Genomic DNA, 18,122 nt, shown 5'->3' with positions numbered 1-18,122 from the left:
CGACGCATGGGTACGAGCGAGAACCTGCGCCGGAACGCGATGACACCTGCCGCCGTGCGCATCCTGGAGACGGCCGGACGGCTGTTCTACGAGCGCGGCATCCACGCCGTCGGAGTGGACCTCATCGCCGCCGAGGCCGGAGTGACGAAGAAGACCCTCTACGAGCGGTTCGGCTCGAAGGAGCAGCTCGTCGTCGACTACCTCGGAGATCGCGACGAGCGCTGGCGCGTCTTCCTCGCCGAGCGCCTGGAGATGTCCGAAGCGGACCCGACCGCTCGGGTCCTGGCGGTCTTCGACGCCTCACGCGAGTGGTCGGCACGCAGCGGACCCAAGGGGTGCAGCATGGTCAACGCCCACGCCGAGATCAGCGATCCGGCCCACCCTGCGTACGCGACGATCACCCGCCAAAAGGAATGGACGCTCGCCCTCTTCACCGACCTCGCCGCGGACATCGCCCCGGACGGGGCAAAGGACCTAGGCCGATCCCTGATGCTCCTTCACGAAGGCGCGCTCGTCGCCCACGGCCTGAACATCTTCCCGGACGCCATCAGCCATGCCCGCACACAGGCGCAAGCCCTCATGGCCGCTGCCGCGGCGTCACGAGGAAGATGAAGGGGGCGTGCCCCGGGGCCAGGTAACGCCGCAACGCTGCGGCACACCCCCAACGCCGTCAGAGTTCCCGGAAGTACACGGCCGTGGGCAGCTTGACGCACCCGAGACTCTCGTACAGGGCCCGGGCCGGTGCGTGAAACGCGTCGCCGCCCGTGCCGATTTCCACCATCTTCGCGCCGGCCTGACGCAACTCGCCGAATGCGTACTCGCACAAGGCCGTGCCGACATGGGCTCGGCGGTGTCCGCTCGCGATGGCGAGCATCTCGACCGTGCCGTATCCGGCTGCTGGATCAGCGCGCCAGCCGATGTACCCGACGACGGTTCCGGCGGTCTCGGCGACCGCAACATGCTTGTGCTGCCTGGGGTCGTGCAACTTGGGGACTTCGACGCGGTAGTCGCCCCGCCAGTCGCCGTGTTGAACGTCGAAGACCTGCTCGCCCACGAGTGGCCGGAGGGACTCCTCGAAGAACGGGCGGAAGGTGTCGATGGTCAGCTCGATCAGACGCGGCAGGTCAGCCTGATCGAAGTCGCGAATGAGCATGAAGTGCACCTCTCGGAACGGAGGGAGGGAAGGAGACACCTCTGGCCCTCACGCCGTTACAAGGCGCAGGGCCGACCTCAGCCGCGAGTACGCCAGGAAGCGAAGCACTGCATGGTTCGACCCTAGACACGAGGCACGGCAGCGGCCAGTGCTTTACCGGTCCCGGGCGGGCCCTCCAACCAGCCGCCCGAAGTGCGAGACGTCGCGCGGCGCCCGCGTTCCTCCACGGCGATGAGCGAGTCCATGCCTCGCCACCAGGCGTCGGCCTCGCCCTGTACTACGAGCGGGGGCCCGAGGGCGGTCACGCCAACGCACTCCCGATCCCGCCGACCGTCGCCGCCGCATCGTCGCCATCGCCCCCGCCTACGCCGCACCGATCAGCGAATGGCTCTCCGGCAGCGCCTCCGCCTGGGAGTCCGTGATGCGCAGCCTCGCCCCCGCGGAGCGCGCCACGGTCGTCACCGCCCTCCACGACTACGAAGCCGCGCTGCAGAAGGCAAGCGACGGGCATCGGAACAACCAGCCGCGTTAGCCGCCGGCTGCCCTCGCCCCTCCGCTCACGTCGGCAACGCAGCCACCGCGGCGTGCCGCCTCGGCGACCCGCTAGGGGGTGTACTCGGCCAGAAGGAGGGCGACGTCGTCGCCGGCCCCGGGGCTGCGTAGGTGTTCCAGGAGGAGGTCGCAGGTGTCCTCCAAGGGGTGCGAGGTGCCGGTGAGCAGGTCGAGGAGGGTTTGCAGCCGCTGGTCGATGGGGTCGGCCCGGGTCTCGACGAGGCCGTCTGTGTACAGCAGGAGGCGGCTGTGCGGGGCGAGGGTGAAGCGGTGTGTGGTGAAGGTGGTGCCGCCGAGGCCGAGGGGTGGTTCGGGGGACGGGTTGATGAGTTCGGCGGTGCCGTCGGGCCGGATCAGGACCGGTGGCAGGTGCCCTGCGGTGGCCAACTCGCACTGGCCTGTGGCGGGTTGGCAGGTGACGTAGGTGCAGGTGGCGAAGGAGGGGTCGAGGCTTTCGGCGAGCCAGTCCAGGTGGTGCAGGACGTCGGCGGGCGGGATGTTGAGGCGCGCCATGGTGCGGGTGGCGGTGCGGAGTTGCCCCATGGTGGCGGCGGCTTTCACTCCGCTGCCCATGACGTCGCCGATGACCAGCGCCGTTCTGCCGTCGGCCAGGGGCAGTGCGTCGTACCAGTCGCCGCCGACTTCGGAGGTGTCGTGGGCCGGGCAGTAGCGGGTGGTGAGGTCGAGTCCGGGGCAGTCGGGCACCCGGAGGGGCAGCAGGGCGCGTTGCAGGGCGAGGGCGGTGTCGCGTTCGTGGCGGTACCAGCGGGCGTTGTCGATGGAGATGGCCGCCCGCTCGGCGAGTTCGGCGGCGAAGGCACGGTCGTCGGTGTCGAAGGGCCGTGGGTTGTGGACCCGCAGCAGTGAGAGTGCGCCCAGGACGCAGCCGTGTGCGGTGAGGGGGACGGCCAGGTAGGAGTGGGCGCCGGACCGGGTCAGCGCTTCGGAGCCGGGGGGAGTGCCGACGCGCTTGAGGGTCTCGTGGTCCAGGTGCGGCACCAGGACGGGCTGTCCGGTGGTCACGCATTCGCTGACCAGCCGGTCGGCGTCGAAGCGGGCGATCTCGCCCACCGGGTCGGCGGCCTGGGCGGCTTCGGTGGGCGGGCGGGCGGCCACGGCCAGGGGGCGAAAGGCTTTGCACTCCCCGAGGTCGGGCAGGGCCGGGTCGGCTGCTGTGAAGATCACGTCCAGTACGTCGACGGCGGCCACGTCTGCCAGGTCGTCCACGGCGATGTCGGCGAGCTCGTGCGCGGTTCGCTCCAGGTCCAGGGTTGCGCCGATCCGCACTCCGGCTTCGGCCAGGGTCGCCAACCGTCTGCGTACGTGCGCGGCGTCTGCGGCCGCCTTGTGCCGTTCCGTGTCGTCGACGACGGAGACGCCCACGCCCACGACGCGTCCGCGGCCGTCCTGGAGCCGGTAGTACGAGGCGGACCATGCGTGCAGTCGGTCGGGGTCTGGGTCGGCGGGCGTCGGACTGAGAGTGGACTGGTTCAGGATCGGCCGCCCGGTGGCCAGCACGCGACGCATGGTGGCTTCGATGCGGGAGGTGTCCGGGATGGGGATGACTTCGCAGGGGTGCAGACCGACCGACTCGCTTGCCGGCCTGCCGTGGATCTTCTCCAGAGCGGGGTTGATCAGTACGTACCGCAGGTCGGGATCCAGGACTGCCAGGCCGAACGGCGCTTGATGGAACAGGCGTGAGGCCAGGGCCAGACTGGTCTCCAGGTCGCGCAGCTGCTTCTGGTCGGTGGCGACGCCCAGGGCGTACGGGCGGTGCCGATCATCCCGGAGCGGCACGTTCCGGAATTCGGTCTGCCGCACCGTGCCGTCCTCGCAGCGCACCGGGAACCCGCCCGCCCACGCTTCACCGGCCAGCACACGGCTGAACAGCTCCAACACCTTCGGCCTGTGCTCCGGGTCGACGAGGAGCTCGGCCGCGTACTGGCCCAGGGCCGCGCCGGCGTCGTACCCGAAGAGACTCTCCGCGCCGGGGCTCCACAGCCTGATCCGGCCCTCGTCGTCGAGCACCGCCGCCGCAAGTCCCAGCAGGTCCAGCAGAGCCCCCGGCTCGGAAGCCGCCTCGCCCACCGTCGACCCGGGCGTGACGTCGTCCTGCTCCACATCGACCACCTTCTTCGGCACGCAGACCGACGCGACGGGCGGCGCGGCCGGGCACCCTCATGTTCAGAGTGCTGCGCGCCTGGCCGCACCGCATGTCGGTGAACCGTGGAGAGCGCTGCGTAGCCGAGCGGTGCCGCGCGGTGGACCTGCGGTGCGGCTGTCGGAGCGCCACAGACGGAGGTCGACCGTTGGCGTCGATCCCCACGGGAAACCGGTGTCCACGAGGGCATCTTGCCAGGTCAGCGGGGTGCAGAGCGGGGCGCACAGCCCGAGCCGGGCCCAGCCGCCGCACCGCACCCGGAGGCACGAGGCCCGCCAGGTGGGCGGCTGGTCAACTCTGCTTCACGGGCGGGTGGTTCGGGGCGACGGTGTGGAGCCAGTCGTCGACGGTGACGGTGTCCGCCCACTGCGGGAACAGCTTCTCGGTGAGCATCCGGTGGACCTCGGGGTCGGTGTCGAGACAGGCGTCGGTCAGGACGGTGAGGCCGAGGTCCAGGTCGATGGCGCGCCACAGCGTGGCGAGGACGACGCCGCTGGTGGCGATGCCGGTGAGGACCAGGCTGTGGATGCCGCGGGACCTGAGGACGAGGTCGAAGTCACTGCCGGAGAACGCGCTTCCACGTCTCTTCGTGACCACGACGTCGCCCGGCCGGGGCGCGACGGCGGGGTGGATCTCGGTTCCCGGGCTGCCCTCGGTGAACAAACCTGCCTGTACGACATGGTTGATCGGCTTGTTGCGCGGGCCGACCTCCCCTTCGCCGGGCCGGAGCGCCATGACCACGTAGATCACCGGCACACCGGCGGCGCGGGCGCCGTCGATCGCCCGCCGCAGCCGGGACAGGTAGCCGGATCCGTCGTCGGCGATCTCCACGACGTCCCGTTGGACGTCCATCACGACAAGCGCGCTGTCGGCCATGCAAACCTCCCTGGGTTTGGGGCTGTTGACACCGGGGCGTCGCCGGAGTGCTCAACACGTGTTGTCTCCCGGCGAGTTGACCGCCTCAAGACTGCCCCATCTTCTTCCCCATCCTCGCCTCTGCCGACGCGGCGGCGCACCGGTTCGCCTCGGCGCCGGAGAGCAGGCCGGGCGCGAGACGGCGGTGGACGGCGGACAGAACTCCCCACACCGTGCGGCCGAGGCGCCGCTCGTAGTGCAGCAGGGTCGCCAGGGACACCCGCCCCTCGGCCGTCCGTACGACGAGGTTGCCGGTCAGGAACCAGGAAGCGGCCTCCAGCCGGATCCAGTCCGCGCCGCGGTCGGCGATGCGCCAGCCGGCCACGGTGTCCGGTGACGGCCCTCGGCTGAGGCGCAGGCCGAGGAGGCCGCGCCAGATCAGCAGGGCCGCCGGCCCGGGTACGTCACCGAACATCGCCCGGGCCCACTGCTCCGGTGTGGCGACGGTACCGGTACGGAGGGTGAAGTCGTCGACGTAGTCGATGGCCGACAGGGAGCTCAACGAGCGGGCCGCGTCCGGGACTTGGCCCCCGACCGCCCCGGTGACCGTGCCCTGCGCTCCCCCTTCGCGGTGCGGGGTGTGCTGCGCTCCGCCTGCGCGGTGCGGGGTGCGCTGCTCCTGCCAGGCGCGTTCCTTCTGGCGGATGAACGCGGGCAGCACCAGCAGGCGTCTGAACGGTGTGATGCCGGTCAGGTAGAGCCGCCCGAGTCGGCCGTTGGGTTTGACAAGCACCGTCATGTGCAGTTCGTACCCGCCGTGCGCGGTCGGCACCCAGCCGAGGTGCATGACGGTGTGGACGGTCTTGTTCGCCATCTCCAGGGCGCACTCGTCGTCGAGCTCGTACACCGGCGTGAAGGGGCCCAACCCCGCGTTCGGCACAGGGGTGTTCGCGTGCAGGTCGTCGGGCAGCCGGTCGCGTACGGCGTCCACCCGTCCGCCCACTCCTGCGGCGGGCGCGTCCCAGCCGAAGAGAGAACCGAGCTTCCAGCGCACCGCGAACAGCAGGCGCATCAGCAGGGGATCGCGCTGCGGCTCCCGCATCGCGGCGAGCATCGCGGGGAAGTCGCCCGCTGTGGCGCCCGGCGTGCGGAACGCCCACACGTCCTCGACCTGGAAGTCGCCCGCGATCTCGTGGATGCGCCACGGGCGCGCGGCGTGCGCGCTGCCGGGAAGTCTGGTCGCCATGGCCGCTACCTCGCCGTTCCAGGTCGCACGCCGACGGCCGCGCCGGGCAGGGTCCGACCACGACCGAACGCGGCTCGGACGCACACAAAACCACTGGTCACAAGGGTGCCTCCGCTCACATACGGTAGCGTATAGATGAAGCGTAGACCTGTTTATACGGAGCCGTATACTCGGCCGAGAGTGAGGTGGGACACAGCGTGGCCACGACCCGGACCCCGCGAGAGCGTTGGATCGAAGAGGGCCTGAGCGTCCTGGCGGACGGAGGCGTCGACGCGGTCCGCGTCGAAGTCCTGGCCAAACGGCTCGGCGTCACCAAGGGCGGCTTCTACGGGCACTTCGCCGACCGGCCCGCACTGCTGCAGGCGATGCTGGACACCTGGGAGCGGGAGAGCACCGACGCGGTCATCGAACGCATCGAGCGTGAGGGCGGCGATCCGAAGACCAAGATCCACCGCGCGGGCCTGCTCACCTTCTCCGACGAACGCCTGCTGCCCATCGACCTCGCGATCCGCGCCTGGGCCCGCAACGACGAGACGGCCGCGGAGCGACTGCGCCGCGTCGACAACCGGCGCATGGACCTGCTGCGCGAGATGATCGGCACCTTCTGCGCCGACCCCGACGAGGTCGAGGCCCGCAGCCTGCTCGCGTTCTGCGCCGCCATCGGCGCCCACTTCCTCGCCGCCGACCACGAAGGCCGCACCCGCACCGAAGTCCTCACCCGCGCCGCGGACTTGCTGCTCGACCGCCCCTCCCCCGACACCTCTGGGCGGTGAGGCCGCGAGGCCTGGATAGGCTGGCGTCCGTGGATGTGACGGGGTGTCTCGGGTGTGACCTCCTGGCCGGGCGTCGGGAGCTGCCCGGGGGTGTTCTGCATGAGACCTCCGCGTGGGTGGTGAACCACGTGGTCGGTCCGATGAATCTCGGCACCTTGATCGTCGGCCCGCGCGAGCACGTCGTGGCCGTCGCCGATCTCGACGACGAGGCGGCGGCGGAACTCGGCCCTCTGCTGCGTGTCACCGCTCGCGTCGTGGAGACGTTGTGCCGGCCCGAGCAGACGTATGTCTGTACGTGGTCGCACGGGCGTGACGCGCGCAAGCACCTGCACGTCGCGGTGCAGCCGGTGACCGCCGAGGTGCGGGCCCGCTACGGCGGGCTGCGGTCCGAGCAGCTCCAGGCCCGGATGCTGGCCGACGGCGACGAGCCGGACATCGCGGAGGTCGAGCAGTTCTGCGAGCGGGCTCGTGAGCTGTTCCGGGCAATCGCCGGCTGATTTTCCGCCGGGACCACGATTCCGATTTTTGTGGCACGCACTCAACGTCTTTGTCGCGCCTCACATCATTCGTGCGGTAGTCGTCTGCGGCCATTTCCTGACCGGCGCAACCGGCGTTCCTGACCGGCACAACCGACGAATACGCAGCCACGGCCCGCCTGTCGCCCCCGGTGGCACCCGCGAGACCCCCGACCTAGCCTGAGCGAGGAATCGTCGAGCGGCCCAGGTTCCGCGTGACGGAAGGTGAGACCCTTGAACGCGTCCCACGATGGTCCGGAATCCGTGGAGCTGAAGGTCGGGCCCACTCCGCAGGGAGAACCCGAATTCCAGCCGTACCACCACCCCGCCGCGGGCTGGGGCGCCGCGAAAAGCGTCACCAAGTTCCTGGTACGCGAGCGTGAGCCCGTGGACGGGCCGCGCGCGATCGTGAAGATGAACCACGAGCGGTCCGGGTTCGACTGCCCGGGCTGCGCCTGGCCCGACGACACCAAGGGTCTGAAACTCGACATCTGCGAGAACGGCATCAAGCACGTCACGTGGGAGATGACCCGTAAGCGCGTCGACCGTGAATTCTTCGCCGCCCACTCGGTCACCGAACTCTCCGAGTGGAGCGATTTCGACCTGGAGGATCAAGGCCGGCTGACCGAGCCGATGTCGTACGACCCCGAGTCCGACCATTACGTGCCGATCAGCTGGAAGGACGCGTTCGAGCTGGTCGGCAGCACCCTGCGGGGCCTCGACGACCCGAACCAGGCGTCGTTCTACACGTCCGGGCGGCTCGGCAACGAGGCCACGTTCCTCTACCAGCTGATGGCGCGCGAGCTCGGCACCAACAACCTGCCGGACTGTTCCAACATGTGCCACGAGGCGAGCGGCCGCGCCCTGCAGGCCTCGCTCGGCACGGGCAAGGGGACCGTCGACCTGAAGGACTGGGAGACCGCCGACGCGCTGTTCATCTTCGGCGTCAACGCGGCCTCCAACGCGCCCCGCATGCTGACCGCGCTCGCCGAGGCGTACCACCGGGGCGCGCAGATCGTGCACGTCAACCCGCTCGTGGAAGCGGCGGCGACACGGACGATCGTGCCGCACGACTTCCTCGACATGGCCCTGTTCAAGACCACGAAGACGTCCACCCTCAACCTTCAGGTGCGCATCGGCGGCGACATGGCGCTGATCCGCGGCATGGCCAAGGCGATCCTGGAGCAGTCGGCGACCGACCCGAAGGCCCTGGACCGCGAGTTCATCGACCGCCACACCACCGGCTTCGACGCGTACAAGGAACTGTGCGAGTCCACTTCCTGGGACGAGCTGGAGCTCCAGTCCGGGATCAGCCGCGCCGACATCCTGAAGGCGGCCCGTGTCTATGAAGAGGCCGACCGCTCCATCATCAGCTGGTGTCTCGGTCTCACCCAGCACGAGCACGGCGTCGACACGGTCCGCGAGATCGTCAACCTCCTTCTGCTGCGCGGCAATCTGGGCCGCGAGGGAGCCGGCCCCTCCCCCGTGCGCGGGCACAGCAACGTGCAGGGCAACCGCACCTGCGGCATCGACCACCGGCCCGACGACGCGTTCCTCGACCGGCTCGCCGAGGTCTGCAAGATCGACCCGCCCCGCGAGCACGGCCTGGACACGGTCGGCACGATCCAGGCGATGAACCGCGGCGACGTGAAGGTGTTCGTCGGCATGGGCGGCAACTTCGCGCTCGCGGCGCCCGACAGCCCCGTCACGTACGCGGCCCTGCGCAACTGCGACCTCACCGTGCAGGTCAGCACGAAGCTGAACCGCAGTCATGTCGTGCACGGCAAGCGGGCGTTGATCCTGCCGTGCCTGGGCCGCACGGAGAAGGACCATCAGCGCAAGGGCATTCAGCGGACCTCCGTCGAGGACTCGATGAGCATGGTGCACCTGTCCCTCGGCATGAAGAAGCCCGCTTCGCCGCACCTGTTGTCCGAGCCTGCCATCGTCGCGGGCATGGCCCGTGCCGCGCTGCCGTCCAGTCCCACGCCGTGGCAGTGGTACGTCGAGGACTACGACCGTATCCGCGACACCATGGCCCAAGCCCTCGACGGCTTCGAGGACTTCAACCGCCGCGTACGGCTGCCGCTCGGCTTCCGCATCAAGCAACCCGCGCGGGAGTTGGTGTTCCTCACCCCGTCGGGGCGTGCCGAGTTCTCGGCCGCTCCCCTGCCGGACGTGGTCCCCGAGGCGGGCACCCTCGCGCTCGGCACGATGCGCTCGCACGACCAGTGGAACACCACGATCTACTCCGACAACGACCGCTACCGCGGCATCAAGAACCTCCGCACCCTCGTCTTCATGAACCGCGCCGACATGCGCGAACGCGGCATCGACGACATGGCCCCCGTCGACATCACGAGCACGGCGCGCGACGGCAGCAAGCGGCACCTCAACGGCTACCTGGCCATCCCGTACGACATCCCGCGCGGCTGCGCGGCCGGGTACATGCCGGAGATGAACGTGCTGTGCGCGCTCGGCGACTACAGCACGCAGAGCGACCAGCCGATCATGAAGCATGTGAAGGTCACCATCGCGCCTGTCGGGTGAGGCGCCCTTCAGCGCCCTCGGTCTGCGTGGGCGCCGACCCACTCCTCGTCGCCGTCCGCGAACAACTGGTGCTTCCACACCGGGACTTGATGCTTGATGTCCTCGACGAGCCGGGCGCAGGCTGCGAACGCCTCTGCCCGGTGGTGGCAGGAGACGGCCGCGATCACCGCGATGTCGCCGACGTTCAGCGAGCCGGTGCGGTGCACGGCCGCCAGGGCGCGGACCGGGTGCTCGGCGGCCACTTCCTCGGCCACTCGCCGCAGTTCGCGCTGGGCGCTGGGGTGGGAGCTGTAGTCGAGGGCCGCGACCGACCGGCCGCCGTCGTGGTCGCGAACGGTGCCCACGAAGACCGCGGTGCCGCCTGCCGCGTCGTCTCCCACCGCGGCGTACACCTCGTCCAGCGAGAGCGGGGTCTCCCGGAGGCCGAGGAGCCGGATCGCGGGGTGGGCGGAGTCGGAGTCAGGGGTGTGCTGCATTTCCTCGTTCCTGTGCGCGGGGGGGGTAAGTGGCTTGCGGGTCCTGCGAGTTGGGCCGTGTTCGGGTCGGATGTGTGTCGTACGGCGGCGGGGCCGGATCTGCCGCCCGCGAACGGAGGCAGGACTTCGACGGTCCCTCCGTGGCTGAGCGGGACCGTCGCGTGGTCGCGGGTGCTGACCGGTCGGCCGTCCACGAGGAACGAGCAGTAGCCGACCACCAGGGCGAACCGGGGGCGGTCCGCGTGCAGGCGTTCGGCCTGGTCCAGGGCCTGGGCTAGGGTCGTCGCGCGGTAGGGCTCCGCGCTCGTGCCGGCGGCGGCCTTCGCTGCCGCCCAGTAGCGGATGGTGCCCTCGGGTGTTGCGGAGCTGTCCATGGCTCGTGCTTCTCCTGGTGCTCGGGTTCCGTCGTACGGGGCTGTCATGGGCCTGGTGCTGTCATGGCCCCGGTGCCGGCCGTTGCCCCGGTACGGGCAGCAGCTCCACGGCCGTGCCCTGCTGCGCGCCGCCCGGCGGGACCACGGCCAGGCCGTCGGCGAGGGCCAGGCCGCGCAGCATGGCCGGTCCGCCGAACGGGAGCGGCAGCACCGCGTCGCCTGCGCGCCGCACCGGGAGGAGCCGCGTGTGGGTCGGATGCCCCGGCAGCGCCGCACCGGCCCGTACGTGGAGTGGTGCCGCAGCCGCGTGTCCGCCGAGGCGGCGCAGCAGTGGCGCGGCGAGCGTCAGTACGCCCGCGACTGCGGCGAGCGGGTTGCCGGGCAGGCCTACGAGTCGACGGGCCCGCCCGTCGGCGTGCGGCGGCAGCTCGGCGAGCAGCATGGGGTGGCCGGGGCGTACGGCCACCGAGTCGACCAGGAGGCGGGCTCCGGCCGCGCGGAGGGTGGGGTGCAGGAAGTCGACGGGGGATTCGCGGATCGCCTCCGCCAGTCGTGTCGGGTCGTCCATGACCGTGCGGTGGCTCGTCACGTCCGCGCCGAGGCTGTGCAGCCAGGGCGGGAGCAGCGGTCCGAGCGCGTCCCGGATCCGTCCGTCGCGCGGCGGCCCGGAGTGCAGCAACTCGTCGCCCAGTACGAGGAGTTCGACGGTCGGACGGCGGTGCACGGCGAGCGTGTCGTAGCCCGCGGCGGCCGCCAGGCCCAGGGCGGACGGAGTCACGGTGGCCCCGGCGGGCAACAACAGATCGCCCGTACCGCATTCCTGACCGCGGGGCCGGATGTCGCGGCCCGGGGGCACGGGTTCTGTACTGCCCGAGCGGTCGTGCAGCGTGCCGGAACGGCCTGCCAACTCGCCGTGTTCGCGGCGCAGCACCGAAGTCGCGCCGACGGGGAGCCGCGCCCCGGTGGCGATGGCCACGGCGCTCCCCTCGGCGAGCAGGGCGGGCCGGTCACCGGCGAGTACGGCTTCGCTGCCGACGTGCCAGGGCCCGGGGCCGGCGACGGCCCAGCCGTCCATCGCGGACGTGTCGAACGGCGGCAGATCCGTCAGCGCGGTCAAGGGTGCGGCGAGGGCGTGGCCGAGCGTCCCGTCCGACGGCAGCGTGACGGCGGGCAGCGGTTCGGCGCAGTCACGGGCGCGCCGTCGGGCTTCGCTCCAGGTCGGTGCATACCCATGCCCATGCCCATGCCCATGCCCATGCCCTGTCATGGTCCGGGTCCCGGTCATGCGGTGTCCGCGTCCTGGCGTTCGGCGGCCCAGCGTTCCGCGAGCGCCATGACCTTGCGGTCGGCTGCCGCCACGGCTTCCGGTCCGCCGCCTTGGGCCGCGGCCGCGTATCCCACGAGGAACGACGTGAGCGGTGCGGCGGGACGGGCCACTCCGTGTGCCACCACCTTCGTCATCTCCAGCAACTCCGGTACGTCGACGTCCAGTTCGACGTCGAGCTCGTCCTTCACCGCGTCGATCCACTTGCGCATGCCATGCACCTTCTCTTCGGTCTCATCCGCTGGTTCTGCCTCTTCGGTCCCTTCTGTGCTCACCCGCCGATCGCCGACATCGGTCGTTCGGGGCGGCGGAAGTCGGGGCTGCCGACCGCGTGGCCGGGTCCCTTGCCGCCGACGCAGGTGCGCCAGGCCCGTTCGATCCCGGCGTCGTCGGCGCCGCCGCGCAGCAGGGCCCGCAGGTCGGACTCGTCGGTGGCGAACAGGCAGTTGCGCAACTGGCCGTCGGCGGTGAGGCGGACCCGGTCGCAGCTCCCGCAGAACGGCCGGGTGACGCTGGCGATCACGCCGACGAGCGCGTCCGTACCGTCGATCCGCCACTCCTCGGCGGGTGCGTTGCCGCGCCGCTCGACCGGCGTGAGGTCGAAGCGGGCGCCGAGCCGGTCGAGGATCTCCTCGGCGGTGACCATCCGCTCGCGGTCCCAGGCGCCCTGGGCGTCGAGCGGCATGGACTCGATGAACCGCATCCGGTAGCCGTGCTCGACGGCGAAGGCCGCGAGGTCGGCGATCTCGTCGTCGTTGACGCCCCGCACCGGCACGGCGTTCACCTTGACCGGGGCGAGGCCCGCAGCGTGGGCTGCGCGCAGGCCGTCGAGTACGTCGGGGAGGCGGTCGCGTCGGGTGATCTCGGCGAACCGCTCGGGGCGCAGGGTGTCCAGGCTGACGTTGACGCGGTCGAGGCCCGCCTCGCGCAGGGCTTCGGCGCTGCGGGCCAGGCCGATACCGTTCGTGGTGATCGACAGCTCCGGCGGATGCGCCAACGCGGCCAGGCGCGCGACCAGTTGAGGCAGCCCGCGGCGCAACAGCGGTTCGCCGCCGGTCAGCCGGACCGAGGTGATGCCGAGCCGGTCCGTGGCGATCCGGACGAGCCGGACCACCTCGTCGTCGGTCAGCACTTCGGCCCGTGGCAGCCAGTCGAGGCCTTCCGCGGGCATGCAGTACGTGCAGCGCAGGTTGCAGCGGTCGGTCAGCGAGACCCGCAGGTCCGTGTGCACCCGGCCGAAACGGTCCACCGGCGGCGCCTGCCCGGCGGGGTGGGCGGCCCCGGCTCGGCCGTGCTTCGGCGCGGTCGGCGCGCCGGTCGGGTCGGTCGGGTCGGAGTTCGGTTGCGGCACGGTATGCCTTCTTCCTCTGCCCGAGGGCAGGTGTGCGGTGCGGGTACGCGGGCCCGGTCGGCGTCAGCCGGGGATGTGCTGGACGCCGATGCGCCGGCGGAACACCCAGTACGTCCACCCCTGGTAGAGCAGGACGAGGGGTGTGGCGAAGGCCGCGACCCACGTGATGATGCGCAGCGTGTACGGCCCCGCCGCCGCGTCGGCGGCCGTGAGGCTCCAGGCGGAGTCGAGGATCGACGGCATGACCTGCGGGAAGAGGGCGACGAAGAGCATCGCGAAGGTCGCCGTCACCGTGGCCCCCGACCAGACGAACGCCCAGCCCTCCCTGCCCCGGCCCGTCGCGAGCAGCGCGGCCGCCAAGGTCAGCACCGCTACGACGGCCACGACGAGGCTCGCGTAGTTGCCGGTACGGAGCTGCGTCACGGCCAGGAAGGCGATGAGCAGGGCCGCGACCAGCAGCCCCGAACCCTGGGCGAGGCCGCGGGCTCGGCGCCTGATGTCTCCGGCCGTCTTCAGCGAGGTGAACACGGCGCCGTGGAACGTGAACAGCCCGGTGGTGGTGAGGCCGCCGAGGAGCGCGTACGGGTGGAACAGCACGGACAGGTCGGCGTCCATGTTCCTGTCGGCGCCGATGGGCAGTCCGTACACCATCGCGGCGAAGAGCAGGCCCCACAGGAAGGACAGCACCAGAGACGTCCAGAAGACGGCCGCTTCCCAGTTGCGCTTCCAGCGTGTGCCGTCGCGCTTGTGGCGGTACTCGAAGGCCACGCCGCGCAGGATCAGGCACACCAGGATCGCGAACATCGGCAGGTAGAAGCCGCTGAAGAGGGTGGCGTACCAGTCGGGGAAGGCCGCGAAGGTGGCGCCGGCGGCGGTGACCAGCCAGACCTCGTTGCCGTCCCAGACGGGGCCGATGGTGTTGATGAGCACCCTGCGTTCCTTCTCGCCCCGGGCCAGGAGCCGCGTCAGGATGCCGACGCCGAAGTCGAAGCCCTCCAGGAAGAAGTAGCCGGTCCACAGGACGGCGATGGCGGCGAACCATATGTCGTGGAGTTGCACGGTCCGGACTTTCTGTACGTGGGGCGCGGTCAGTAGGCGAACGTGAGCGGCCGGTCGGCGTCGTCCTCGCGTGCGGACGGTCCGCGCAGCTTCGGGTCGCGTGCGGGCGGCTGCTCCGAGGTGTGCGGTCCGGCGCCGGCGTACGTGACGAGCAGGCGGACCTCGATGACGGCGAGTGCGGCGTAGAGCAGGGTGAAGCCGATGAGCGTGACGAGTTGCTCGGTGCCGGAGACTCCGGGCGAGACGCCGTCGGCGGTGCGGAGCAGCCCGTACACGGCCCAGGGCTGGCGGCCCATCTCGGTGAAGATCCAGCCCCAGGCGTTGGCGATGAGCGGGAAGGCCATGGTGAGGATGGCGACGCGCCAGGCCAACCCTGTTGCCGCGGCGCCGAGTTCGCGGTTCCTCGTGAGCATGAGGCGGGGCACTTCGTCGTGGGCGGTGCGGTGTTCGGTGGCGACCCGGAACTTGCGTCGGGTCAGCCACAGGCCGGCGGCGCCGAGAGCGAAGGTGCCCATGCCGAAGCCGATCATTCCGCGGAACGCCCAGTAGGTGACGGGCACGTTGGGGAGGTAGTCGGCGGGTTCGCCGCCGTACTCCTTCGCCGCTTCGGCCGCGATGTCGTTGATGCCGGGGACCGGTGAGCTGAAGTCGCCGTGCGCGAGGAAGGAGAGCAGGCCGGGGATCTTGAGGTCGACGGTGTTGTGTCCCTCGTCCACGTCGCCGACGGCGAACGCCGAGAAGGGGGCGGGTGCTTCGGTCTCCCAGAGCGCTTCGGCCGCCGCCATCTTCATCGGCTGCTGCTCGAACATCACCTTGCCGAGGGTGTCGCCGCTCAGGGCGGTTCCGAGGCCGAAGACCACTGCGAGGGTCAGGCCGAGCCGCAACGACGTGCGCATGACCGCCACTTGCTCGAGGTCGGTCGTCCTGCCCGCGCGCTGCCGGCGGGAGGCGCGCCGCAGGTGGACGGCGGAGATGCCGATGAGCAGGGCCGCGCCGGTCAGGAAGGCGGCGGTGAGGGTGTGGACGACGACGACCACGGTGGTCTCCTGGAACAGCGCGGCGCCGATGTCGGTCAGGTGCGCCTTGCCGCTCGCCTCGTCGACGCTGTAGCCGACGGGGTGCTGCATGAAGGAGTTGGCGGCCAGGATGAAGTAGCTGGACAGCACGGTGCCGACGGAGACGATCCAGATGCAGGTGCAGTGGATACGCTTCGGCAGCTTGTCCCAGCCGAAGATCCACAGCCCGATAAAGGTGGACTCGAAGAAGAAGGCGAGCAGCGCTTCGAGGGCCAGCGGCGCCCCGAACACGTCGCCCACGAAGCGGGAGTAGTCCGACCAGTTCATGCCGAACTGAAACTCCTGGACGAGACCGGTGACCACGCCCATCGCGATGTTGATCAGGAAGAGCTTCCCCCAGAACTTCGTGGCGGGGAAGTACTTGTCCTTCCCGGTGCGCACCCAGGCGGTCTCCAGACCTGCGGTGACGGCGGCCAGACTGATCGTCAGCGGCACGAACAGGTAGTGGTAGACCGTGGTCATACCGAACTGCCATCGCGCGATCGTCTCCGGGGCCAAGGCCAGGTCCACGGCAGATGTCTCCTCACTGACATCGAATGAATTCCCTCGCGCCCCACATTCCGCCGCGACGGGAAAACAAGTCAAAGAGGAAGCCCTTATCGGTTGATCGGTGACGCCTATTTCCGCCCCCGATCCACGCCGCCACCTGCGAAAACAGGCAATAGGCAGCACCTATCAGCCCATCGGAAACCCCTCTTTGACAGTCTTCTCGACGTCAACAGAAACTACTTTCCGGCAACGGAGTCGAATTCGACTGAATGCGGTATCAGGAAAAGAGGCAGTTCCGATCATGAGTGGCATCGAAGACCCGCGTGACGACCTGAAGGTGACCGAGCCCAAGACCTGGGCGACGGGCGTTCCGGCGGTGACGCACGCTCTGGAGTATTCGCTGTCGCAGACCTCCCCGCGCAGGACCGCGCTCACCCTGCTCAACATCAACCAGGCCAAGGGCATCGACTGCCCGGGCTGTGCCTGGCCCGAACCACCCGCGGGCAAGCGGCACTTGAACGAGTACTGCGAGAACGGCGCCAAGCACATCAACGACGAGGCGACCTCGCGCCGCGTCACCCGCGAGTTCTTCCGCGAGCACTCCATCGCCGAGCTCGACGGCAAGTCGGACTACTGGCTGAACCAGCAGGGCCGCCTGACCGAGCCCATGGTCAAGCGCCCCGGTGCCACGCACTACGAGCCGATCGGCTGGGACGAGGCGTTCGAGATCCTCGCCCGCGAGCTGAAGGCCCTGGCCTCCCCCGACGAGGCTCTGTTCTACGTATCGGGGCGGCTCAACAACGAGGCGGCCTTCCTGCTCCAGCTCTTCGCCCGCGCGTACGGCACGAACAACCTGCCCGACTGCTCCAACATGTGCCACGAGTCCAGCGGCTTCGCCATGGCGGAGAGCCTCGGCATCGGCAAGGGCAGCGTCTCCCTCGACGACATCCACAACTCCGACCTAGTGTTCGTCGTCGGCCAGAACCCCGGCACCAACCACCCGCGCATGCTCTCCGCCCTGGAGCAGACGAAGCGGAACGGCGGCCAGGTCGTGGCGGTGAACACGCTGCCCGAGGCGGGCCTGATGCGGTTCAAGAACCCGCAGAAGGCACGCGGCGTCATCGGTCGCGGCACGGCGATAGCCGACCAGTTCCTGCACATCCGCGCGGGCGGCGACCTCGCCCTGTTCCAGGCCCTGAACCGGATGCTCCTCGAAGCGGGCGACGCCGCGCCGGGCACCGTCCTCGACCACAGCTTCATCGACGCCCACACCACCGGCTTCGCAGAGTTCGCCGAGCACGCGCGCAGCGTCTCCTGGGAGCACATCCTCGAAGCGACCGGCCTGCCCCGCGAGGAGATCGACGAGCTCTTCGACCGCGTCCTCAACGCCGGGAAGATCATTGTGTGTTGGGCGATGGGCCTGACCCAGCACAAGCACGGCGTCCCGAGCATCCGCGAGGTCATCAACTTCCTCATGGTGCGCGGCAACATCGGCCGCCCCGGCGCGGGCGTCTGCCCCGTACGCGGGCACAGCAACGTGCAGGGCGACCGGACCATGGGCGTCTGGGAGCAGATGTCGCAGGAATTCCTCGACGCGCTGGAGAAGGAGTTCGGGTTCACCCCGCCCGCACACCACGGGCTCGACGCCGTCAACGGCATCCACGCGATGTACGAAGGCCGGGCCAAGGTGTTCCTCGGAGTCGCGGGCAACTTCATCCGCGCCACCCCCGACAGCGCCGTCACCGAGGAGGCGATGCGCAAGTGCCGGCTCACCGCGCACATCTCCACCAAGCTCAACCGCTCCCACACGGTGTGCGGCGACACGGCACTGATCCTGCCCACGCTCGGCCGCAGCGACCGGGACGTGCAGAACGGCGTGGAGCAGTTCATCACCGTCGAGGACTCGATGAGTGAAGTGCACGCCTCCCGCGGCAAGTTGCCGCCCGCCTCGCCGCACCTGCTCAGCGAGGTCGCGATCATCGCCCGGATGGCACGCGCCACACTCGGCGACGAACCCGCCCTGCCCTGGGAGGAGTTCGAGAACGACTACGGCACCATCCGGGACCGGATATCCCGCGTGATCCCCGGATTCGAGAACTTCAACGCCCGCGTCTCCGTACCCGGCGGCTTCACCCTCCCCAACCCCGTCAACTCGTACGTGTTCCCCACCC

The 18,122-nt window shown here is 70.1% G+C and carries 15 protein-coding genes and 1 pseudogene; 5 read left to right on the top strand and 11 right to left on the bottom strand.

All coding sequences use genetic code 11. The features are described from left to right. Positions 1-6 precede the first annotated feature (6 nt). Entirely contained in the window at positions 7-612 is a 606-nt protein-coding gene (locus tag ACIDOF_RS33970) for a TetR/AcrR family transcriptional regulator (RefSeq protein WP_409010065.1), read from the top strand. Between the two features lie 58 nt (positions 613-670). On the opposite strand, the gene ACIDOF_RS33965 is transcribed toward ACIDOF_RS33970, so the two are convergent. The 4 genes from ACIDOF_RS33965 to ACIDOF_RS33950 form a co-directional block, all read right to left on the bottom strand. Further along, positions 671-1,153 carry a GNAT family N-acetyltransferase gene (locus ACIDOF_RS33965; protein WP_409010064.1) on the bottom strand — a complete coding sequence of 161 codons (483 nt, stop codon included), beginning with the start codon at positions 1,151-1,153 and terminating at the stop codon, positions 671-673. 603 nt (positions 1,154-1,756) lie between these two features. Next, the gene (locus ACIDOF_RS33960; RefSeq protein WP_409010063.1) at positions 1,757-3,847 is read right to left on the bottom strand and encodes a SpoIIE family protein phosphatase; all 2,091 of its coding nucleotides are present in this window, start codon (positions 3,845-3,847) and stop codon (positions 1,757-1,759) included. A gap of 310 nt (positions 3,848-4,157) precedes the next feature. Continuing rightward, positions 4,158-4,742: a cysteine hydrolase family protein gene (locus ACIDOF_RS33955; protein WP_409010062.1), complete on the bottom strand. Its 585-nt coding sequence runs from the start codon at positions 4,740-4,742 to the stop codon at positions 4,158-4,160. 85 nt (positions 4,743-4,827) lie between these two features. Beyond that, a complete protein-coding gene (locus tag ACIDOF_RS33950; RefSeq protein ID WP_409010061.1) occupies positions 4,828-5,967 on the bottom strand; it encodes a DUF2867 domain-containing protein in 1,140 nt (379 codons plus the stop codon). A 185-nt stretch (positions 5,968-6,152) separates the two neighbouring features. Between ACIDOF_RS33950 and ACIDOF_RS33945 the strand changes: the two genes are divergently transcribed. The 3 genes from ACIDOF_RS33945 to ACIDOF_RS33935 all read left to right on the top strand — a co-directional run bounded on the left by ACIDOF_RS33945 (position 6,153) and on the right by ACIDOF_RS33935 (position 9,802). After that, entirely contained in the window at positions 6,153-6,740 is a 588-nt protein-coding gene (locus ACIDOF_RS33945) for a TetR/AcrR family transcriptional regulator (RefSeq protein ID WP_409010060.1), read from the top strand. Positions 6,741-6,880: 140 nt separating this feature from the next. Beyond that, complete coding sequence (locus ACIDOF_RS33940) at positions 6,881-7,237, top strand: hypothetical protein (RefSeq protein ID WP_409010059.1); 357 nt, start codon at positions 6,881-6,883, stop codon at positions 7,235-7,237. Positions 7,238-7,489: 252 nt separating this feature from the next. Continuing rightward, the gene (locus ACIDOF_RS33935; RefSeq protein ID WP_409010058.1) at positions 7,490-9,802 is read left to right on the top strand and encodes an FdhF/YdeP family oxidoreductase; all 2,313 of its coding nucleotides are present in this window, start codon (positions 7,490-7,492) and stop codon (positions 9,800-9,802) included. Positions 9,803-9,810: 8 nt separating this feature from the next. Here the strand turns inward: ACIDOF_RS33935 and ACIDOF_RS33930 are convergent, their stop codons facing one another. The 7 genes and pseudogenes from ACIDOF_RS33930 to ACIDOF_RS33900 all read right to left on the bottom strand — a co-directional run bounded on the left by ACIDOF_RS33930 (position 9,811) and on the right by ACIDOF_RS33900 (position 15,972). Then, positions 9,811-10,278 (bottom strand): molybdenum cofactor biosynthesis protein MoaE, encoded by a 468-nt coding sequence (locus ACIDOF_RS33930; RefSeq protein WP_409010057.1) that lies wholly within the window; start codon positions 10,276-10,278, stop codon positions 9,811-9,813. A gap of 101 nt (positions 10,279-10,379) precedes the next feature. After that, positions 10,380-10,652: pseudogene (locus ACIDOF_RS33925) on the bottom strand (MoaD/ThiS family protein); the annotation flags it as partial. Between the two features lie 61 nt (positions 10,653-10,713). Next, complete coding sequence (locus ACIDOF_RS33920) at positions 10,714-11,919, bottom strand: molybdopterin molybdotransferase MoeA (RefSeq protein WP_409010056.1); 1,206 nt, start codon at positions 11,917-11,919, stop codon at positions 10,714-10,716. Positions 11,920-11,933: 14 nt separating this feature from the next. Then, positions 11,934-12,188, bottom strand: a complete 255-nt coding sequence (locus ACIDOF_RS33915) for a DUF6457 domain-containing protein (protein ID WP_409010055.1) — start codon at positions 12,186-12,188, stop codon at positions 11,934-11,936. A gap of 59 nt (positions 12,189-12,247) precedes the next feature. After that, positions 12,248-13,225 carry a GTP 3',8-cyclase MoaA gene (gene moaA, locus ACIDOF_RS33910; protein ID WP_409010119.1) on the bottom strand — a complete coding sequence of 326 codons (978 nt, stop codon included), beginning with the start codon at positions 13,223-13,225 and terminating at the stop codon, positions 12,248-12,250. Between the two features lie 165 nt (positions 13,226-13,390). After that, positions 13,391-14,386 (bottom strand): cytochrome d ubiquinol oxidase subunit II, encoded by a 996-nt coding sequence (gene cydB, locus ACIDOF_RS33905; RefSeq protein ID WP_409010054.1) that lies wholly within the window; start codon positions 14,384-14,386, stop codon positions 13,391-13,393. Positions 14,387-14,415: 29 nt separating this feature from the next. Beyond that, on the bottom strand, positions 14,416-15,972 hold the full coding sequence (locus ACIDOF_RS33900) for a cytochrome ubiquinol oxidase subunit I (protein ID WP_409010053.1): 1,557 nt from the start codon (positions 15,970-15,972) through the stop codon (positions 14,416-14,418). A 280-nt stretch (positions 15,973-16,252) separates the two neighbouring features. Here ACIDOF_RS33900 and ACIDOF_RS33895 point away from each other — a divergent pair. Then, on the top strand, positions 16,253-18,122 hold a 1,870-nt coding region (locus ACIDOF_RS33895; protein ID WP_409010052.1), incomplete at its 3' end, for an FdhF/YdeP family oxidoreductase.

The sequence above is a fragment of the Streptomyces sp. Da 82-17 genome (assembly GCF_046098215.1).
In the GTDB taxonomy this organism is placed as follows: Bacteria; Actinomycetota; Actinomycetes; order Streptomycetales; family Streptomycetaceae; genus Streptomyces.
This window is presented reverse-complemented; position numbering and strand designations above follow the sequence as displayed.